This is a genomic window from Rhodovulum kholense, assembly GCF_003053725.1.
Classification (GTDB): Bacteria; Pseudomonadota; Alphaproteobacteria; order Rhodobacterales; family Rhodobacteraceae; genus Rhodovulum; species Rhodovulum kholense.
This window is the reverse complement of sequence record NZ_QAYC01000021.1, coordinates 38,907-58,060: the sequence shown is the minus strand read 5'-3', so window position 1 is coordinate 58,060 and position 19,154 is coordinate 38,907. Positions and strand designations below refer to the sequence as shown.

The 19,154-nt window shown below is 67.5% G+C and carries 16 protein-coding genes, 1 tRNA gene and 1 pseudogene; 9 read left to right on the top strand and 9 right to left on the bottom strand.

The window, feature by feature from the left end; all coding sequences use genetic code 11:
- From C8N38_RS18965 to C8N38_RS18945, 5 genes and pseudogenes are all read left to right on the top strand, one after another.
- Positions 1-195 (top strand): annotated as a pseudogene (locus C8N38_RS18965) (UDP-glucose 4-epimerase GalE); the annotation flags it as partial.
- Entirely contained in the window at positions 165-1,235 is a 1,071-nt protein-coding gene (locus C8N38_RS18960; protein WP_108028698.1) for a glycosyltransferase family 2 protein, read from the top strand. The pseudogene C8N38_RS18965 and the gene C8N38_RS18960, both read left to right, overlap by 31 nt.
- 57 nt (positions 1,236-1,292) lie before the next feature.
- Positions 1,293-2,303 carry a glycosyltransferase family 2 protein gene (locus C8N38_RS18955; RefSeq protein ID WP_108028697.1) on the top strand — a complete coding sequence of 337 codons (1,011 nt, stop codon included), beginning with the start codon at positions 1,293-1,295 and terminating at the stop codon, positions 2,301-2,303.
- Positions 2,300-4,000 (top strand): DUF5927 domain-containing protein, encoded by a 1,701-nt coding sequence (locus tag C8N38_RS18950; RefSeq protein ID WP_108028696.1) that lies wholly within the window; start codon positions 2,300-2,302, stop codon positions 3,998-4,000. Before C8N38_RS18955 ends, C8N38_RS18950 begins: the two co-directional genes overlap by 4 nt.
- The gene (locus C8N38_RS18945) at positions 4,001-5,431 is read left to right on the top strand and encodes a nodulation protein NodH (protein ID WP_108028695.1); all 1,431 of its coding nucleotides are present in this window, start codon (positions 4,001-4,003) and stop codon (positions 5,429-5,431) included.
- Between the two features lies 1 nt (position 5,432).
- Here C8N38_RS18945 and C8N38_RS18940 read toward each other — a convergent pair whose 3' ends face one another.
- The 8 genes from C8N38_RS18940 to C8N38_RS18905 all read right to left on the bottom strand — a co-directional run bounded on the left by C8N38_RS18940 (position 5,433) and on the right by C8N38_RS18905 (position 10,477).
- Positions 5,433-5,897 (bottom strand): PTS sugar transporter subunit IIA, encoded by a 465-nt coding sequence (locus tag C8N38_RS18940; protein ID WP_108028694.1) that lies wholly within the window; start codon positions 5,895-5,897, stop codon positions 5,433-5,435.
- A gap of 60 nt (positions 5,898-5,957) precedes the next feature.
- Positions 5,958-6,515, bottom strand: coding sequence for a ribosome hibernation-promoting factor, HPF/YfiA family (hpf, locus tag C8N38_RS18935; protein ID WP_108028693.1), 558 nt, complete (start codon positions 6,513-6,515; stop codon positions 5,958-5,960).
- A gap of 351 nt (positions 6,516-6,866) precedes the next feature.
- Entirely contained in the window at positions 6,867-7,631 is a 765-nt protein-coding gene (lptB, locus tag C8N38_RS18930; protein ID WP_425440059.1) for an LPS export ABC transporter ATP-binding protein, read from the bottom strand.
- Positions 7,631-8,170 (bottom strand): lipopolysaccharide transport periplasmic protein LptA, encoded by a 540-nt coding sequence (gene lptA / locus C8N38_RS18925; RefSeq protein WP_108028692.1) that lies wholly within the window; start codon positions 8,168-8,170, stop codon positions 7,631-7,633. Before lptA ends, lptB begins: the two co-directional genes overlap by 1 nt.
- Positions 8,154-8,771 (bottom strand): LPS export ABC transporter periplasmic protein LptC, encoded by a 618-nt coding sequence (lptC, locus tag C8N38_RS18920; RefSeq protein ID WP_108028691.1) that lies wholly within the window; start codon positions 8,769-8,771, stop codon positions 8,154-8,156. Before lptC ends, lptA begins: the two co-directional genes overlap by 17 nt.
- A 3-nt stretch (positions 8,772-8,774) precedes the next feature.
- On the bottom strand, positions 8,775-9,731 hold the full coding sequence (locus tag C8N38_RS18915) for a KpsF/GutQ family sugar-phosphate isomerase (RefSeq protein WP_108028690.1): 957 nt from the start codon (positions 9,729-9,731) through the stop codon (positions 8,775-8,777).
- Between the two features lie 4 nt (positions 9,732-9,735).
- The gene (locus tag C8N38_RS18910; RefSeq protein ID WP_108028689.1) at positions 9,736-10,347 is read right to left on the bottom strand and encodes a ribonuclease D; all 612 of its coding nucleotides are present in this window, start codon (positions 10,345-10,347) and stop codon (positions 9,736-9,738) included.
- Between the two features lie 43 nt (positions 10,348-10,390).
- Positions 10,391-10,477 (bottom strand) — tRNA-Leu (locus tag C8N38_RS18905).
- A 140-nt stretch (positions 10,478-10,617) separates the two neighbouring features.
- Between C8N38_RS18905 and C8N38_RS18900 the strand changes: the two genes are divergently transcribed.
- Positions 10,618-11,604, top strand: coding sequence for a complex I NDUFA9 subunit family protein (locus C8N38_RS18900; protein ID WP_108028688.1), 987 nt, complete (start codon positions 10,618-10,620; stop codon positions 11,602-11,604).
- Here the strand turns inward: C8N38_RS18900 and C8N38_RS18895 are convergent, their stop codons facing one another.
- Positions 11,605-12,408 (bottom strand): undecaprenyl-diphosphate phosphatase, encoded by an 804-nt coding sequence (locus tag C8N38_RS18895; protein ID WP_108028687.1) that lies wholly within the window; start codon positions 12,406-12,408, stop codon positions 11,605-11,607.
- Positions 12,409-12,636: 228 nt separating this feature from the next.
- On the opposite strand from C8N38_RS18895, the gene C8N38_RS18890 reads away from it, so the two are divergent.
- The 3 genes from C8N38_RS18890 to gltB are packed head-to-tail and all read left to right on the top strand — an operon-like array spanning position 12,637 to position 19,082.
- A complete protein-coding gene (locus C8N38_RS18890) occupies positions 12,637-14,070 on the top strand; it encodes an NAD(P)-dependent oxidoreductase (protein ID WP_108028686.1) in 1,434 nt (477 codons plus the stop codon).
- 12 nt (positions 14,071-14,082) lie between these two features.
- Positions 14,083-14,547 (top strand): GFA family protein, encoded by a 465-nt coding sequence (locus tag C8N38_RS18885; protein WP_108028685.1) that lies wholly within the window; start codon positions 14,083-14,085, stop codon positions 14,545-14,547.
- Positions 14,544-19,082, top strand: a complete 4,539-nt coding sequence (gene gltB / locus C8N38_RS18880; protein WP_108028684.1) for a glutamate synthase large subunit — start codon at positions 14,544-14,546, stop codon at positions 19,080-19,082. The genes C8N38_RS18885 and gltB overlap by 4 nt, the downstream gene beginning before the upstream one ends.
- The last annotated feature ends 72 nt before the right edge of the window (positions 19,083-19,154 follow it).

Sequence of the window (19,154 nt, the reverse complement as noted above, 5' to 3'; positions counted from 1 at the left end):
GAGGCCTCGCATGCGGTGACCAACCGCCCGGTGCCTTATTCCGAGGGCCCCCGCCGCGGCGGCGACGCGGTCCGTCTGGTCTCGGGCAGCGCCCGTGCCGAGACCGAGCTGGGCTGGGTCCCCGAACGCTCCGACCTCCCCACCATGATCCAGGACGCCTGGAAATGGTTCCAGTCGGACGGATACAGGGGCTGAGGCTCTTTTCCGACCCGGACGGGCCCTGGTGGGCCCTCCGGCTGCGCTGGCGCCGGGCACGGCTTCTGGTCCGGGCGCTGCGCAAGCGAGGCGAGTTGCAGCCGGTCGCGGACCGCACCGCCGCTATTCGCCCCGGGGCGATCCTGGCCTTCGCCTGCCTCCGGAACGAGGCCGAGCGTCTGCCACACTTCCTCGACCATCACCGGCGGCTTGGCGTCAGCCAGTTTCTGATCGTCGACAATGCCAGCACCGACGACACCCCGCGGCTTCTGGCCGATGCCCCCGACGTATCGGTCTGGCGCAGCGAGGCGTCCTATCGCGCGGCGCGCTTCGGCATGGACTGGCTGACCTGGCTGTTGACCCGCCACGGGGCGGGGCACTGGTGCCTGACGCTCGATGCCGACGAATTGCTGGTCTTTCCGCGCCATGACAGCCTCGGCCTGCCCGCGTTGACCGCCTGGCTCGACGCCCGCCGCATCCCGATGCTGGCCGCGTTGATGCTGGAGCTTTATCCCGAAGGCCCGCTGTCCTCGGCGCGTTGCGCGCCCGGCGCCGATCCGCTGGAGGCGCTGCCGCTTTTCGATGCCGAGGGCTATCTCTGGGACCGCCAGCGCCGGTATGCCGGGATCTCGATCCGCGGCGGCGTGCGGCGGCGGGCCTTCTTCGCCGACGCGCCTGACCGCGCGCCGCATCTGCACAAGACACCGCTGATTCGCTGGAGGCGCGGCCATGTCTATGTCAGCTCGACCCATATCGCCCTGCCGCGCCGCCTGAACGCGGGCTTCGATGCGCGGCGGGACGCGCCCACCGGCGCGCTTTTGCACAGCAAGTTCCTGGACCTCGCGCTGGCGAAATCGGCCGAGGACAAGGTCCGTTGTCAGCATTTCACCCACCCGGGCCGCTATGGCGTCTATTACGACGCGATTCTTGCCGACCCGGTCCTGGCCGATGCCCGGTCGGTCCGGTTCCGCGACTGGCGCCAGCTGCAGGCGCTGGGGCTGATCGCGGGCGGGGCCTGGGCGCCGATGGGCGCGTTTTAAGAGAGGTTTAGGCGGTTTCCTTTAGTCCCGATCCGACGGGGACCGGCAGGAGGCCGCTTGGGTGCCATCTCCACATATCGGCTCAGGCTCGAACGCGAGCTGTGGAAGCTGCGGGCACGGCGCGCGCGGCGCCAGTTGCGGCCTGTCGCCGACCGGACGGCGCAGATCCGGCCGGGCGCGCTTCTGGCCTTTGTCTGCCTGCGCAACGAGGCGGTGCGGCTTCCCTATTTCCTGACCTATTACCGTCGGCTTGGCATCGACCACTTCCTGATCGTCGATAACGGGTCCGAGGACGGGGCGCAGGCGCTATTGCGGGACCAGCCGGATGTGTCGCTCTGGACCACCGGGGCAAGCTACCGGCAGGCGCATTTCGGCATCGACTGGTTGAACGGGCTGCTGAGCCGCTACGGGCACGGTCATTGGGCGCTGACCGTCGATGTGGACGAGTTTCTGGTCTATCCCCATTGCGATACCCGGCCGCTGCGGGCGCTGACCGACTGGCTCGACAGCGCTGGAACCCGGTCCTTCGGGGCGATGCTGATCGACACCTATCCGAAGGGGCCGATCGGCGCCGCGCGCTATCGCGCCGGGCAGGACCCGTTCGAGATTGCCTGCTGGTTCGACAGTGGCAGCTACAGGTTCCGGAAGGACCCCACCTATCGCAATCTGTGGATCCAGGGCGGCCCGCGCGCCCGCGCCTGGTTCGCCGAGGCGCCCGAACAGGCGCCAGCGCTGAACAAGATCCCGCTGGTGCGCTGGCGCCGCCCCTATGTCTATACCAGCTCGACCCACCGGCTGCTGCCGCGCGGGCTGAACCTCGTCTATGACGAGACCGGCGGCGAAAAGACCTGCGGGGCGCTGCTGCATGCAAAGTTCCTGGATTGCTTCGCCGCCAGGGCCGCCGAAGAGGCCGAGCGGCGAGAGCATTATGCCGACGGCCGCGAATACCGCGCCTACCGCAGCGGTCTGGATCGCGGGGCAGAGCTTTGGTGCGAGGGGTCCGAGACATACGCAGGCTGGCGCCAGCTCGATCTGCTGGGCCTGATTTCGCAGGGCAACTGGGCATGAGCGTCGGCTTTGTCATGATCGTGCACACCGCGCTCGACCGGGCCGCCGCCGTGGCGCGGCACTGGGCCGAGGCCGGGTGTCCGGTGGTGATCCATGTCGACAGCCGGGTGCCCGAGGCCGAGGTCATGGCCATGCAGCAGGCGCTGGCCGGGCTTGCCGATGTGCGGTTCTGCGCCCGCCATCCCTGCGAATGGGGCACCTGGTCCATCGTGCGGGCCACGCTGGCGGCGGTCGAGCTGGCCTTGGCCGAGTTTCCGGCGATCGGCCATGTCTATCTGGCATCGGGCGCCTGCCTGCCGCTTCGGCCCGCGGCCGACCTGACCGCCTATCTCGCCGCCCGGCCCGAGACCGATTTCATCGAATCCGTCACCACCGACGAGGTTCCCTGGACGGTGGGCGGGCTCAGCCGCGAACGCTTTTCGTTAAGCTTTCCATTCGCCTGGAAACGGCAGCGCCGGTTGTTCGACCAGCTTGTCACGCTGCAACGGCGGCTTGGGATACGGCGGTGCCCTCCCGCCGGGCTCGAGCCGCATCTGGGCTCGCAATGGTGGTGCCTGACCCGGCGCACGTTGAGCGCGATCCTGACCGACCCGGACCGGCGCCGGATCGAACGCTATTTCCGGCGGGTCTGGATCCCGGACGAAAGCTATTTCCAGACGCTGGTGCGCCGCCACGGCCGCCGGGTCGAAAGCCGGTCGCTGACGCTGTCGCGGTTCAACCGGCAGGGACGGCCCTTCGTTTTCTACGACGATCACCTGCAGCTTCTGCGCCGGTCGGACTGTTTTGTCGCCCGCAAGATCTGGCCCGGGGCGGACTGGCTATACGATACCTTCCTCGATCCGGGTCTGCCCGCGCGCGGGGCGGCCGAGCCAGATCCGGCGCGGCTCGACCGGCTGCTGACGGCGGCGGACGACCGGCGCGTGCGGGGGCGGCCCGGGCTGGTCATGCAAAGCCGCCTGCCCAGTCCGGACTGGGCCCATGCCACGACCTGCGCGCCGTTTTCCGTCCTGCAGGGCTTTGACGCGCTTTTCGAGGATTTCGCACCCTGGTTCGAACGGCATGTCGGGGCCCGTGTGCATGGGCACCTGTTCGCGCCGGACCGGGCCGAATTCGCTGGCGGCGGGGCGTCTTTTTCGGGCGGGATTTCGGACGCGGCGGCGCTGCGCGACTACGATCCGGGCGGCTTTCTGCGCAACCTGATCTGGGCCGGGCGCGGCGAACGCCAGTGCTTCATGTTCGGACCGGCCGACCGGCAAGAGATCTCCTGGCCGCTGGCCATCGACCGCAATGCCCATATCGCGGTGGCGACCGGGGCCTGGGCGGTGCCGCTTTTTCGGTCGGGGCAGGATTTTGCCGTGCTGCGCAAGCGCGCAGCCGAGCTGCAGAGGGTCGAGGCCGCCTTTCTCGATATCCTCCGCGCGCCCCAGGTGCGGGCGCGGGTGCGAATCTGGTCGATGGCGGATGCGGTGCGCACACCGATGGAGGTGCTGCTGGGCCTGGTCGAGGACATCGCGCCCGAAGCCCGTTCGCGGCTGCCGTTGGCGGCGGCCCCCCGGCTGGTGCCGCTGTCCGGCTTTGGCGCCTTCCTGCAACGGTTGAAAAACGAGGGAATGCTGCCCCATCTGGTGGGCGATTTCCCGGCCGATGAAAGCCGCCTTCGGCCGCCGCCTTTGCGCCGCCCCTATCTGGTGATGTAGATGGACCGCCCCTTCGACAGCTTCGTGCTGTTCGCCGAGATGCGGACCGGGTCCAACTACCTCGAAGACGCGCTGAACGGCGTACCGGGGCTCTGCTGTCATGGCGAGGCGTTCAACCCGCATTTCATCGGCCACAAGGACCGGACCGAGCATCTGGGCGTGACGCTGGCCGAGCGCGAGCGCGATCCGGGGCGGCTTCTGGCGGCAATGCGTGCCGCGGCCCAAGGCGGGCTTTGGGGGTTTCGCTTCTTTCACGATCACGATGCCCGGGTGCTGGCACCGGTTCTGGCCGACCGGCGCTGCGCCAAGATCCTGCTGGTCCGCAATCCGGTCGAAAGCCATGTGTCGCGACTGATCGCGGCCCGGACCGGCCAGTGGCGGCTGACCGATCTGCTCAAGGCGCGCCGGGCGCAGGTGCGGTTCGACCCCGCGGACTTCGCCGACCGGTTAGACCGGCTGGGGGCCTTCCGGGCGCAGGTGACGCGCACGCTTCAGGTCGCGGGCCAGTCCCCGTTCCGGATCGGCTATGACCAGATCGCCGATGTCGAGGTGCTGAACGGCCTGCTCGCCTTCCTGGGCACGGATGCCCGGCTGAACGCCGCCCCGACCCGGCTGAAAAAGCAGAACCCCGGGCCGCTTTCGGCGCGGGTCGAGAATTTCGACGAGATGACGCGCGCGCTGGCCGATCTCGACCCTTGCGCGCTGTTCGATGAAGACCTCTTCGAGCCGCGGCGCGGACCTGCCCTGCGGCGCCATGTGGCTGCGCCCCAAAGCCCGCTTCTGTTCCTTCCGGTCCCCGGCGGCCCGGTGGCGGAGGTCGAGGCCTGGCTGGCCGCGCTGGACGGGCGTGGCCCCGAGGCGCTGCGGCGGGGCTTCACCCGCAAGACGCTGGACGACTGGCTGCGGCGCCATCCGGGCCATCGCAGCTTTACCGTCATCAGCCATCCGCTGGAGCGGGCGCATCGCGCCTTCTGCCGTCATGTCCTGCCGGTCGGTCCGGACAGCTTTCCCAGGCTGCGCCGGGCGCTGCGCGAGCTTTACGGGGTGCCGCTGCCCGAGGACGGACCCGGGCCTGGCTATGATGCGGCCGCGCACCGGGCGGCGTTTCTGGGGTTTCTGACTTTCCTCAAGGGCCAGCTTGGCGGCCAGAGCGCGCTGCGCGTCGATCCGTCCTGGGCGTCGCAATCGGTTCTGCTGGAGGGCATGGCGCAATCGCTGCTGCCCGACCGGATCGTCCGCGCCGAGACGCTGGGCCGCGATCTGGCCGAGCTTGCCGCAAGTCTCGGGCGTGCGGCCCCGGCACTGCGCGACCCGGCGCCGGTCGGGCCGGTTCCCTTGGCCGCGATCCATGACGCGGACCTGGACGCGGCGGCGGCCGAAGCCTACCGCCGCGATTTCCTGAGGTTCGGCTACGGGGGCTGGCGCGGCTAGGTCAGGCCGCCTGCGACGCCGCCGCCTCGGTCAGCACCGCATGCAGCGTGGCCGGGTCGGTATTGGCGCGCAGCTTGGCGCAGACGGTGCCGTCGCGCAGGGTGCGCGAAACCAGCGCCAGCGCCTTCAGGTGATCGACGCCGGAATCGAGCGGCGCGAACAGCGCGAAGATCAGATCGACCGGCTGGCGGTCGACCGCCCCGAAATCGATCGCCTTTTCCAGCCGGATGAAGGCGCCCCGGACCCGGTCGATGCCGGACAGCCGGGCATGGGGCAGGGCCACGCCCTGTCCCACCCCGGTCGGTCCGAGGCTTTCGCGTTCCTGCAGGGCGTCGACGGCGTTGCCCGAGGGCAGCGCATAGGCGGCGTGGGCGACCTCGCCAAGCTCCTGGAACAGGCGTTTCTTGCTGGACATGGTGCCGAAGACGCGAACGGCTTCCGGCGTGATGAGCGTGGATAGCTGCATAGGCCTCTCGCTTCGGACGCGCCGCGCCCGGTGAACGGACGCGGCAGTGTCAGCTGCGGGTCAGGGTTCGATCCAGCCCACGTTCCCGTCTTCGCGGGCGTACACGACGTTGATGTTGCCGGTCTTCTCGTTCCGGAACACCAGGAGGGCCGCGCCCTTCAGCTCCATCTGCATCACCGCCTCGCCGACCGAGATCGACGGAATCTGGGTTTCCATCTCGGCGATGATCATCGGCTGCAGGTCGTCGGACTCGTCATTCTCGTCCGTCGCTGCGAGGATATACGCCGAACCGCCGGAAAGTTCCACAGGTTCCGAACGATCGCGGTGATGGTCCTTCAGCCGACGCTTGTGGCGGCGCAGCTGTTTTTCCATCTTGTCGCAGCAGCTGTCGAAGGCGGCGTAGATCTCGGTGGCATGGGCGCTCGCCTGAGCGGTCAGGCCGGTCGACAGGTGCACCGTCGCCTCGCAGACATATTGATGCGCGTTCCGCGAGAACACCACGTTGGCATCGGTCGGCCGGTCGGCATACTTCGAGACGGCAGCGCTCAGCTCGTCCTTGACATGGGTCTGCAGAGCCTCGCCGATGTCGATCTGTTTGCCGCTGATCTGGTACAGCATTGTTCCTCCTGAGATTGCCTGCAGGCGCAGGGTTGCACTCCGTTAAGGCCGGGGCGCGGCGGGGTCAACGGCAACAAGGAAGCGTATCCCTGTCTGCGGCCCTTTTGGCGCGGGCGTCTGGATGGATGGCGGACGGGGCAGGCATCGCACGTATTTGGCGACAGGTCCCCCCGCCATGTCAACGCCCTCGCCGCGCTGCGCTGCGGCAGCGCCGGTCCGCGCGACCGGCCCGAAATCCGGCGCGACTGGCGGTCGTGGCAGCGATTCGGTTGCGGTCTTGACTGTCGGTGCGGCAAGACCCGGCCAAGGTCGCGGAAAAGGCGGGAAGAAGACGGCCTGCATGCCCGGGCCTCAGGTGATCCGGAAGCTCTGGCCAAGGTAGACCCGGCGCACGTTCTCGTCGCGGATCACCTCCTGGGTCGTGCCGCTCATCAGCACCTTGCCGTCATGCAGGATATAGGCGCGATCAACGATCTCCAGCGTTTCGCGGACATTGTGATCGGTGATGAGCACCCCGATTCCCCGGGTCTTGAGGTCGGCGACAAGGCTGCGAATCTCGCCCACGGCAATGGGATCGACGCCGGCGAAGGGTTCGTCGAGCAAGAGATACCGGGGATTGGCCGCGAGGCAGCGCGCGATCTCGACCCGGCGCCGTTCGCCGCCCGACAGCGACAGGGCAGGCGCGCGGCGCAGATGTTCGATGGAGAATTCCGACAGCAGTTCTTCGAGCCGCTCGCGGCGCTTGTGCCGGTCGGGCTCGACGATTTCGAGCACCGCCTTGATGTTGTCCTCGACATCGAGTCCGCGGAAGATCGAGACTTCCTGCGGCAGATAGCCGATGCCCAGCCGCGCGCGGCGATACATCGGCAGCGTGGTCACGTCGCGGCCGTCGAGCAGAACTTTGCCGCCCTCGGGGGTCAGCAGACCGGCGACGGCATAAAAGCAGGTGGTCTTGCCCGACCCGTTCGGGCCGAGCAGCGCGACCACCTCGCCCCGGTCTAGGCTGAGGCTGACATCGCGGATCACCGGGCGGCGGCGGTAGCTCTTGCGCAGGTCGACGACCCGCAGACCGCCGCTGGGCGCGGTCATGCCGAAGGCTGAGGCGCCGTCGGCCATCACGGCTTGTCCGAGGCCGGGGTCAGCACGGTCCGCACGCGGCCCTCCATCGCGCCGGTGCCGCGGTTCAGATCGACCGTCAGCCGCTGTCCCTCGACGGCGTTGTCGCCCTGGGTCAGCAGAACGTTGCCGGTCATCACGATCGTGGCGGTGTCGATGCTGTAGACGGCCTCCTGCGCCTGGGCCGCGTCCTCGCCCAGCACCAGAACCACCGAGCCCGAGGCTTCGAGCCGCGAGATCTTGCCGCTGCCGGCGCCGCCCGAGCCATAGACCACAAGCACCCGCGCGGCAGACAGGCGCAGCGTGCCCTGCCCCACGACGACATCGCCGCTGAAGACGGCGGTGCCATCGCCCTGATCGACGCTGAGGCTTTCGGCCGTGACCTCGACGGGCAGCGACGCATCGTGATCGAGCGACCCGAAGGCGATCTGGGCGCCCTGCGCCCAGGCGGCGGCCGGAACCGCCAGAACCAGCGCAAACGCCAACAGACGACCGCGTATCGACACGACCGGACCCTTTCCCCTATTGCTCGGGCTCATATATCAGCCTCACGCCGTCCTTGAAAACCAGAAGATACCTGCCCTTGTCCGCGGGGTCGGCGCTGAGCGTCATGCTGCCTGCCTCGATCCGGCCGGGCGGTCCGTTGGCGGTGACCGGGCCGTCCGCCTCGACATTGGTGTCCGCAAAGGCCGACCGCAGGCGGTCGGTCTCGATGGTGTAGCCGGTCGAGGTCGAGATCTTCGCGTCGCCCTCCAGCACCGCCACCCGGTCCGAGGTGTCGATCGACCCGGTATCGGCCTCGATCTCGGCCGAGCTGCCATCGGGCAGGGTCAGCCGCGCCTGCATCGCCTGCGCCTCGCCGCGGCCGGGCCGGTCGGGGTCCGACCGGGCTGAGTCGGCCCGCATCGAGATCGCGGTGCCGTCGCGGGTCACGCCGGCATAGTTGGGCGCGCCCAGCCGCTGCTGGCGCAGCAGGTCGTCGATCTCGACCTTGGCATATGGCAGGCCGTCGCCGGTGCCGGCGCTGCCATGGTCGCGCGAAATCATGAACAGGGTCGACAACAGCCCCAGCGCGGCCAGCGGGAACACGATCTTGGCCGCTGCGATGAACCGGGAATAGGCGTTGTCATAGGACCGCATATGTCATGCGACCCCGGCGCGCAGGCAGTCGTGGATATGCAGGATGCCGACGGGGCGGCCGTCCTCGACCGCGAAAAGACAGGTGATCTTGCGGTCGTTCATCACCGCGACCGCCTTTTCGGCCAGAACGTCGGGGGCGATGGTCAGCGGGTTCGCGGTCATCACCTCCTCGACGCTGCGCTCCAGCAGGCCGTCCATATGGCGGCGCAGGTCGCCATCGGTCACGATCCCGGCCAGCCGCCCGTCGGGGCCGGTCACGCCAACGACGCCAAAGCTCTTGCGGCTCATCACGATCAGCGCCTCGGGCATCGCGGTGCCCGTCGGTACCAGCGGGATGTCCTCCCCCGAATGCATCAGGTCCGCGACGGTCGAGAGCCGCGCCCCCAGCTTGCCGCCGGGATGGAACTGGCGGAAATGCTCGGGCGTGAACTGGCGGTGCTCCATCAGCGCCACGGCCAGCGCGTCGCCCAGCGCCAGCGTCATCGTGGTCGAGGTGGTGGGCGCCAGTCCCATCGGGCAGGCCTCGTCCGCGGGCGGCAGCACCAGCGCCACGTCGGCCTGGCGCAAAAGCGTGCTGCCGGGCTTGCCCGCGACGCCGATCAGCGGGATTCCATAGCGGCGGGTATAGGCGACGATATCGGCCAGTTCGGGCGTCTCGCCGGAATTCGACAGCACGAGGCAGACATCGCCCCGCGCCACCATCCCCAGATCGCCATGGCTGGCCTCGGCGGGGTGGACGAAATGCGCGGGCGTTCCGGTCGAGGCGAAGGTCGCCGCGATCTTGCGCGCCACATGGCCCGACTTGCCCATGCCCGAGACGATGACCCGGCCGGTCGCGCCAAGGATGGTCTCGACCGCGCGGGTGAAGTCCTGGTCGAGGCTCTCGGCCAGGCGATGGACGGCGTCGGCCTCGATCCGCAGAACGCGGCGGCCGATGGACAGGCAGGTTTCGGGCGTCATGGTCTCAGTGTGCGAAGATGTCGGTCTCGGGCCAACCGGAAAGATCGAGCCGGGCCCGGGTCGGCAGGAAATCGAAGCAGGCCTGGGCCATCTCGGTCCGGCCCTCGCGGGCCAGCATCCGGTCCAGGGTCTCTTTCAGCCGGTGCAGGTACAGCACGTCCGAAGCGGCATAGTCGAGCTGCGCCGGGCTCAGCGAGGGCGCGCCCCAGTCCGAGCTTTGCTGCTGTTTCGAGATGTCGATCTCCAGCAATTCCTGCAGCAGGTATTTCAGCCCGTGCCGGTCGGTATAGGTGCGCACCAGCTTAGAGGCGATCTTGGTGCAATAGACCGGCGCGGTGGTCACGCCGAACGTGTGCTGCAAAATCGCGATGTCGAATCGGCCGAAATGGAAAAGTTTCAGCGTTTTCGGGTCGGCCAGCATCCGGGTCAGGTTCGGCGCCTCGGTCTGGCCTTGCGCGATCTGCACCATATGCGCGTCGCCGTCGCCCGACGACATCTGCACCAGGCACAGCCGGTCGCGATGCGGGTTCAGCCCCATCGTCTCGCAGTCGATGGCCACCACGGGCCCGAGATCGAGACCATCGGGCAAGTCTTTGGAATGTAGGTAATTCGCCACGTCTTCCCCTGACTTTAGGGGATGATTCCCCGGCTTTTGGGGTTGGTGCCCAGGAGAGGACTCGAACCTCCACGTCCTTGCGAACACTAGCACCTGAAGCTAGCGCGTCTACCAATTCCGCCACCTGGGCAGGTGTCGTGAGGCGGTGATCTATAGGTGGCCGCAGACGGTGTCAACGGCGATTTTTGCCTCGCGATACGATCTCTTGCTTGGGGCGCCCGGCCCCTATATTCGGTTGCATACCATCATATGCCAAGGAGGCGTCTCTCCATGTCCAAGCTGGTCACCATCTTCGGCGGGTCGGGATTTGTCGGCCGCTACGTTGCGCGGCGCATGGCGCGCGCCGGCTGGCGGGTCCGTGTGGCGGTGCGGCGCCCGAACGAGGCGCTGTTCGTGCGCACCTATGGCGCGGTGGGGCAGGTCGAGCCGGTGCTGTGCAATGTCCGCGACCGCGAGTCGGTCCGGCTGGCGCTGCAAGGGGCCGAGGCTGCGGTGAACTGCGTCGGCATCCTAGCCGAATCGGGGCGCAACACCTTCGGGCTGGTGCAGCATTACGGCGCGCTTCACATCGCCGAAGAGGCGCGCGCGGCCGGAGTGGCGCGGCTGGTGCAGATCTCGGCCATCGGCGCCGACATCGACTCGGACAGCGCCTATTCCGAAACCAAGGGCCGGGGCGAGGCTGCGGTACGCGAGAGCTTCCCCGATGCGGTGATCCTGCGGCCCTCGCTGGTGTTCGGCCCCGAGGACCAGTTCTTCAACCGCTTCGCGCAGATGGCGCGGTTCTCGCCGGTTCTGCCGGTGGTCGGCTATTTCACCCGGTTCCAGCCGGTCTATGTCGACGACGTTGCCGCCGCCGCGGCCAAGGCCGCTATGGGCGAAGCTGCGCCGGGCATCTACGAACTGGGCGGCCCCGAGGTGCGGAGCTTCGGCGATCTGATGGAAGAAATGCTTGAAGTGATCGGCCGCCCGAACCGGATCGTGCTGCCCCTGCCGCTGGCGCTGGGCGCCGCGATGGGCACGGTCTTCGATCTGGTGCAGTCGCTGTCGCTGGGGCTTCTGGACAACAAGGTCGTGACACGCGACCAGGTGCGCAATCTCGGGCGCGACAATGTCGTCGGAGCGGGCATGCCGGGGTTGGCCGAACTGGGTATCCAGCCCACCGCCATGGAGGCGGTGCTGCCGGAATATCTGTGGCGCTACCGCCCCGCGGGTCAGTTCTACGAAATCCGCGAGGCGGCCAAGCGGCTGCGTCCCTGATCAGGTATATGCGATCCAGAGCAGCACGAGGCCGAGGATCACCCGGTAGACCACATAGGGCGTGAAGCTGATCGACCGGGCGAGCCGCATCATCACCGCCAGCGCGATCAGCGCCGAGACGAAGGTGAAGCCGGCGGCGATGGCGCCGTCGCGCAGCACCGCCATGTCGGCCTCGGCTGCGGCCTTGCCGCCGACCAGCACCGCCGAGGCGAGGATCGTCGGGATCGACATCAGCATCGACAGCCGCGCGGCGCCGACCCGGTCATAGCCCAGCATCCGCGCGCCGGTGATGGTGATGCCCGACCGCGAGGTGCCGGGGATCAGTGCGACCACCTGCCACAGGCCCAGGATGATGGCGTGTTTCAGCGTCCAGGTATTGGCCTTGCGGGTCTCGGGAAAGCGGGTGTCGGCGACCCAGAGCACGATGCCGAAGATCAGCATGGTCCAGCCGATCACCGCGATGCTGCGCATCATGTCCTCGAGCCCGGTCAGCTCCAGCACCAGCCCGACCGCCATGACCGGAATGGTCGCCACGATCAGGCAGAGCGCCAGAAAGGCGCCGGGCGTGTCGATCTTGCCGCGCGCGACCCGGGTCAGGCCGCCCAGCGCCAGCATCGAGTCCTTCCAGAAGTACAGGACGACCGCCGCCAGCGTGCCCACATGCACCGCGACGTCGATGATATGGCCCTGATCGGCCATGCCGGTCAGGCCCGGCAGCAGAATCAGGTGGCCCGAAGAGGAAATCGGAAGAAACTCGGTGATGCCCTGGATCACCGCGATCAGAAACAAGTGGAAAAGCGTCATGGGATGGCCCGGAGGTTCAGGATGGCGCCAGCATAGGGACGTGATTCGGAAAGGGAAGACTCCACCATATGGAATACATGCTGACCTAAAAATGCAGTTTGTCGCGGCTCGAAGGGCGCCGGGGGCGAATTTTCCGTCAAGTAGGACAGTATTGCTGACTTTTAATGATCTGGCTTCCTCCGTATAGAAGCTTTCCGAAGGTCCCGACCCATCCTGGAAGGAAAGGCAATGGCGCAGCAAAAGATGCTTCAGTTCGTCCGCGTGGCGAAAGAGACGCCGGAGAAACGTGAGGCCGGTGACCGCGCGAAGGATTTCGACGAAATCTATGCCGAGTTCGCCGCGGAAAAGGCTGCCGAGCAGGCCTCGCGCTGCAGCCAGTGCGGCGTGCCGTTCTGCCAGACGCACTGCCCGCTGCACAACAACATCCCCGACTGGCTGCGGCTGACCGCCGAGGGCCGTCTGGAAGAGGCCTACGCCATGAGCCAGGCCACCAATACCTTCCCCGAGATCTGCGGCCGGATCTGCCCGCAGGACCGGCTTTGCGAAGGCAATTGCGTGATCGAGCAGTCGGGCCATGGCACCGTGACCATCGGCGCGGTCGAGAAATACATCACCGACACCGCCTGGGACGAAGGCTGGGTGCCGCCGATCGCGCCGACCCAGGAGCGCAGCGAAAGCGTGGGCATCATCGGCGCGGGTCCGGGCGGACTGGCGGCGGCCGACCGGCTGCGGCGCGCGGGGCTGCAGGTGACCGTCTATGACCGGCACGACCGGGCGGGCGGGCTGCTGACCTACGGCATTCCCGGCTTCAAGCTGGAAAAGGACATCGTCATGCGCCGGGTGGCGCAGCTCGAACAGGGCGGCGTCGAATTCGTGCTGAACTGCGATGTCGGCACCGATATCAGCTTCGACGCGATCCGCGGCAAGCATGACGCGGTCCTTATCGCGACCGGCGTCTACAAGGGGCGCGATCTGACCGGCCCGGGCGCGGGCGCGCAGGGCATTGTCGCCGCGCTGGACTACCTGACCGCCTCGAACCGGGTCAGCTTCGGCGACGAGGTGCCGGAATACCTGTCGGGCGAGCTCAATGCCGAGGGCAAGCGGGTGATCGTGGTCGGCGGCGGCGATACCGCCATGGACTGCGTGCGCACCGCGATCCGTCAGGGCGCGGTCAGCGTGAAATGCCTTTACCGCCGCGACCGGGCCAACATGCCGGGCTCGCAGCGCGAGGTGCAGAATGCGGAAGAAGAGGGCGTCGAATTCGTCTGGCTCTCGGCGCCGAAGGGCTTTGCCGGCGATCCGGTCAGCTCGGTCATGGTGCAGAAGATGCGGCTTGGCCCGCCGGATGCCACGGGGCGGCAATCGCCCGAGGTGATCGAGGGCGCCGATTATGCCGAGCCCGCCGATCTGGTGATCAAGGCGCTGGGCTTCGAGCCCGAGGACCTGCCCGCGATGTGGGGCGAGGACGAGCTGGAAGTGACCCGCTGGGGCACCGTGAAGGCCGATTTCCGCAGCCACGAGACCTCGCTGCCGGGCGTCTTCGCGGTCGGCGACATCGTGCGCGGCGCAAGCCTTGTCGTCTGGGCGATCCGCGACGGGCGCGAGGCGGCCGACAGCATCCTCGACTTCCTGGCGCAGCCCGCCCAGGTCGCGGCCGAATAGGGAGAGCGGTCGATGTCCGACACCAGTCTGAAGGGGCAATGTCTCTGCGGCGCCGTCACGGTCGAGATCGAGCCGGCGCAACAGGTGCTTAGCGCCTGCCATTGCGCGATGTGCCGCAAATGGACCTCGGGCCCGCTGATGGCGGTCCATACCACGCAGCCGATCCGGACCGAGGGTCCGGTCAAGACCTATGTCTCGTCGCAATGGGCCGAGCGCGCGTTCTGTCCGGAATGCGGCTCGTCGCTCTGGTACGCCTTCACCGCTGAAGGTGCGCATAAGGGGCATTGCTTCGTCTCGGCCGGGCTCTTCGAGGGCACCCGCGACCTGCCGCTGAGCTCGGAGGTCTATATCGACAGCAAACCCGGCGGCTATGCCTTCGCCGGCGATCACGTGCGGTTGACCGAGGCCCAGATGATGGCCGCGGCCGCAGACGGAATGAGCATGGGCTCGACGGGCTCCGAAGGAGAACAGCAATGACCAAATACGATGCCGCCTGGGTTGCCCGGGAAGAAGCCAAGCGGGCTTTCGTGGCCGAGAACGGTCTTTACAGCCCCGAAGACGAACATTCGTCCTGTGGCGTGGGTCTGGTCGTCGCCATCGACGGCAAGCCCTCGCGCAAGGTGGTCGAGAACGGGATCGACGCGCTGAAGGCGGTCTGGCACCGCGGCGCGGTCGATGCCGACGGCAAGACCGGCGACGGCGCGGGCATCCATGTGCAGATCCCGGTGCCGTTCTTCTACGACCAGATCCGCCGCACCGGCCACGAGCCCCATGCCGACCGGCTGATCGCGGTGGGCCAGGTCTTCCTGCCGCGCACCGATTTCAGCGCGCAGGAGGTCTGCCGGACCATCGTCGAGACCGAAGTCCTGCGCATGGGCTACTATATCTACGGCTGGCGCCACGTGCCGGTGAATACCGACGTGCTGGGCGAGAAGGCCAATGCGACCCGGCCCGAGATCGAACAGATCCTGATCTCGAATGCCAAGGACGTGGACGAGGAAACCTTCGAGCGCGAGCTTTACGTCATCCGCCGCCGGATCGAGAAGGCCGCCGCCGCCGCCCAGGTGCCCTCGCTTTACATCTGTTCGCTGAGCTGCCGGTCGCTGATCTACAAAGGGATGATGCTGGCCGAGCAGGTGGCCGAATTCTATCCCGACCTCAAGGACGACCGGTTCGAGTCGGCCTTCGCGATCTATCACCAGCGCTATTCGACCAACACCTTCCCGCAATGGTGGCTGGCCCAGCCGTTCCGCATGCTGGCCCATAACGGCGAGATCAACACCCTCAAGGGCAACCTCAACTGGCTGAAAAGCCACGAGATCCGGATGGCGTCGTCTGCCTTCGGCGAACTGGCCGAGGACATCAAGCCGATCGTGGCGCAGGGGTCCTCGGACTCGGCCGCGCTCGACTCGGTGTTCGAGGTGCTGGTCCGTGCGGGCCGCAACGCGCCGATGGCCAAGACCATGCTGGTGCCCGAGGCCTGGTCGCAGCAGGCGGTCGAACTGAAACAGTCCTGGCGCGACATGTATGCCTATGTGAACTCGGTGATGGAGCCCTGGGACGGTCCGGCCGCCCTGGCCATGACCGACGGCCGCTGGGTCTGTGCCGGGCTCGACCGGAACGGGCTGCGCCCGATGCGCTATGTCGTCACCGGCGACGGCCTGCTGATTGCCGGGTCCGAAAGCGGCATGGTCCCGACCGAGGAATCCAGCGTCCGCGAGAAGGGCGCGCTTGGCCCGGGGCAGATGATCGCGGTCGACATGACCGAGGGCAAGCTGCTGCGCGACAGCGAGATCAAGGACATGATGGCGGCCACCCAACCGTTTGGCGAGTGGCTCGACAAGGTGACCGAGATCGACGAGGTGCTGACCGCGGTGTCCGAAAAGCCGCTGTTCGACGGGGCGGACCTGCGTCGGCGGCAGATCTCGGCAGGCTATACCATCGAGGAAATCGAATCGATCCTGATGCCGATGGCCGAGGACGGCAAGGAGGCGCTGGCCTCGATGGGCGACGACACTCCCTCGGCGGTGCTGTCCGACAAGTACCGTCCGCTCAGCCACTTCTTCCGGCAGAACTTCAGCCAGGTCACCAACCCGCCGATCGACAGTCTGCGCGAATACCGGGTGATGAGCCTCAAGACGCGCTTCGGCAACCTTCGCAACGTGCTGGACGAGGATGGCAGCCAGACCCGGATCGTGATTCTGGAAAGCCCCTTCCTCGGCAACGCGCAGTTCGACGAGCTGGTGAAGCATTTCTCGGTGCCGATGGCCGAGATCGACTGCACCTTCCCGCCGGGCGCGGGCCCCGAGGCGCTGCGCCTCGGGCTGCAGCGGATCCGCAACGAGGCCGAGGACGCGGTGCGGTCCGGCGCGGGCCATATCGTGCTGACCGACCACCATCAGGGCGAGGACAAGGTCGCGATGCCGATGATCCTCGCGACCTCGGCGGTGCACAGCTGGCTGACCCGCAAGGGGCTCCGGACCTTCTGCTCGCTGAACGTGCGCTCGGCCGAATGCGTCGACCCGCATTACTTCGCGGTGCTGATCGGCTGCGGCGCCACCACGGTGAACGCCTATCTGGCCGAGGACACGCTGGCCGACCGCATCAAGCGCGGCCTTCTGGATTGCAGCCTGACCGAGGCCGTCGGCCATTACCGCAAGGCCATCGACCTGGGCCTTTTGAAGATCATGTCCAAGATGGGCATCTCGGTGATCTCGTCCTATCGCGGCGGGCTCAACTTCGAGGCCGTGGGCCTCAGCCGCGCGATGTGTGCCGAATACTTCCCCGGCATGCACAGCCGGATCTCGGGCATCGGCGTCACCGGCATCCAGCGCAAGCTGGAAGAGGTGCACCGGCTGGGCTGGATGGGCGGCCAGGACGTGCTGCCGATCGGCGGCTTCTACAAGGCGCGCCGCACCGGCGAACGTCACGCCTGGGAAGCCACCACGATGCACATGCTGCAACAGGCCTGCAACACCGCGTCCTTCGAGGTGTGGAAGCAGTATTCTGCCGCGATGCGGTCGAACCCGCCGATCCACCTGCGCGACCTTCTGGACATCAAGTCGCTGGGCAAGCCGGTGCCGCTGGACGAGGTCGAATCGATCACCTCGATCCGCAAGCGCTTCGTGACGCCCGGCATGTCGCTGGGGGCGCTGTCGCCCGAGGCGCACAAGACCCTGAACGTCGCCATGAACCGGATCGGCGCCAAGTCCGACTCGGGCGAGGGCGGCGAGGACCCGGCGCATTTCTACCCGGAACCGAACGGCGACAACCCCTCGGCCAAGATCAAGCAGGTGGCCTCGGGCCGGTTCGGCGTCACCGCCGAATACCTGAACCACTGCGAAGAGCTTGAAATCAAGGTGGCCCAAGGCGCCAAGCCCGGCGAGGGTGGCCAGCTTCCGGGGATGAAGGTCACCGACCTGATCGCGCGCCTGCGGCACTCGACCAAGGGCGTGACCCTGATCTCGCCGCCGCCGCACCACGACATCTACTCGATCGAGGACCTCGCGCAGCTGATCTACGACCTCAAGCAGATCAACCCGCGCTGCAAGGTGACGGTCAAGCTGGTGGCGTCGTCCGGCGTCGGCACGATTGCCGCCGGTGTGGCCAAGGCCAAGGCCGACGTGATCCTGATTTCCGGCCACAATGGCGGCACCGGGGCCTCGCCCGCGACCTCGATCAAATATGCCGGGCTGCCCTGGGAGATGGGCCTGACCGAGGCGCATCAGGTGCTGTCGATGAACAACCTGCGCGAGCGGGTGACGCTTCGGACCGATGGCGGGCTGCGCACCGGGCGCGACATCGTCATGGCCGCGATGATGGGGGCCGAGGAATATGGCATCGGCACCGCCGCGCTGATCGCCATGGGCTGCATCATGGTCCGCCAGTGCCAGTCGAACACCTGCCCGGTGGGCGTCTGCACCCAGGATGAAAAGCTGCGCGCCAAGTTCACCGGCAATGCCGACAAGGTGGTGAACCTCATCACCTTCTACGCCCAGGAAGTGCGCGAGCTGCTCAGCCAGATCGGCGCGCGGTCCATGGACGAGATCATCGGCCGGTCGGACCTGCTGACCCAGATCAGCCGGGGCTCGGCCCATCTCGACGACCTCGACCTGAACCCGCTGCTGATCCAGGTCGATGCCAACGACCGCCCGACCCTCGACCGCAGCCGGTCGCGGACCGAGGTGCCGGACGCGCTTGACGCCGAGATCCTGCGCGATGCCGCCCCGTTCTTCGAGGATGGCGAGAAGATGCAGGTCAGCTACGCGGTGCGGAACACCCACCGGACCATCGGCACCCGGGTGTCCAGCCACATCGTCCAGCGCTTTGGCATGCGCAACAAGCTGCAGCCCGACCATCTGACCGTGAAACTCGCGGGCAGTGCCGGGCAGTCGCTGGGGGCGTTCGGGGCGCCGGGGCTGAAGATCATCGTCGCGGGCGATGCCAACGACTATGTCGGCAAGGGGCTCTCGGGCGCGATCATCGTGGTGCGCCCGCCGCTCAGCTCGCCGCTGGTGGCCTCCGAGAACACGATCATCGGCAACACCGTGCTGTACGGGGCGACCGACGGGTATCTCTTCGCGCTGGGCCGGGCGGGCGAACGCTTCGCCGTGCGGAACTCGGGTGCCAGGGTGGTGGTCGAGGGCTGCGGCTCGAACGGCTGCGAATACATGACCGGCGGGATCGCGGTGATCCTCGGCACGATCGGCGCCAACTTCGGCGCGGGCATGACCGGCGGGATGGCCTATCTCTACGATCCCGAAGGCGAGGCGTCGCTGAAGATCAACCCCGAGACGCTGATCACCTGCAAGGTGGCGGTCCAGCATTGGGAGGCAGAGCTGAAAGGCCTGATCACCCGCCATGCCGAAGAAACCGGCAGCCCGAAGGCGCGCGACATCCTCGCCCATTGGGAACTGGAAAAGGGCAACTTCCTTCAGGTCTGCCCGCGGGAGATGCTGCCGCACCTGACCCATCCGCTGGGCAACGAAGAACGCGCGGTTCCGGCGGAATAGAGCCTGTTTCGGCCTGAAAATGACGACCCCCGCCGCCGAAAGGCGCGCGGGGGTCACTCGTTTTTGATCCTG

Coding starts and splice junctions, on each gene's coding strand:
- C8N38_RS18960 (WP_108028698.1), top strand. CDS start 165: ATGGTTCCAGTCGGACGGATACAGGGGCTGAGGCTCTTTTCCGACCCG.
- C8N38_RS18950 (WP_108028696.1), top strand. CDS start 2,300: ATGAGCGTCGGCTTTGTCATGATCGTGCACACCGCGCTCGACCGGGCC.
- C8N38_RS18945 (WP_108028695.1), top strand. CDS start 4,001: ATGGACCGCCCCTTCGACAGCTTCGTGCTGTTCGCCGAGATGCGGACC.
- C8N38_RS18940 (WP_108028694.1), bottom strand. CDS start 5,897: ATGCAGCTATCCACGCTCATCACGCCGGAAGCCGTTCGCGTCTTCGGC.
- hpf (WP_108028693.1), bottom strand. CDS start 6,515: ATGCTGTACCAGATCAGCGGCAAACAGATCGACATCGGCGAGGCTCTG.
- lptB (WP_425440059.1), bottom strand. CDS start 7,631: ATGGCCGACGGCGCCTCAGCCTTCGGCATGACCGCGCCCAGCGGCGGT.
- lptA (WP_108028692.1), bottom strand. CDS start 8,170: ATGAGCCCGAGCAATAGGGGAAAGGGTCCGGTCGTGTCGATACGCGGT.
- lptC (WP_108028691.1), bottom strand. CDS start 8,771: ATGCGGTCCTATGACAACGCCTATTCCCGGTTCATCGCAGCGGCCAAG.
- C8N38_RS18915 (WP_108028690.1), bottom strand. CDS start 9,731: ATGACGCCCGAAACCTGCCTGTCCATCGGCCGCCGCGTTCTGCGGATC.
- C8N38_RS18900 (WP_108028688.1), top strand. CDS start 10,618: ATGTCCAAGCTGGTCACCATCTTCGGCGGGTCGGGATTTGTCGGCCGC.
- C8N38_RS18895 (WP_108028687.1), bottom strand. CDS start 12,408: ATGACGCTTTTCCACTTGTTTCTGATCGCGGTGATCCAGGGCATCACC.
- C8N38_RS18890 (WP_108028686.1), top strand. CDS start 12,637: ATGGCGCAGCAAAAGATGCTTCAGTTCGTCCGCGTGGCGAAAGAGACG.
- C8N38_RS18885 (WP_108028685.1), top strand. CDS start 14,083: ATGTCCGACACCAGTCTGAAGGGGCAATGTCTCTGCGGCGCCGTCACG.
- gltB (WP_108028684.1), top strand. CDS start 14,544: ATGACCAAATACGATGCCGCCTGGGTTGCCCGGGAAGAAGCCAAGCGG.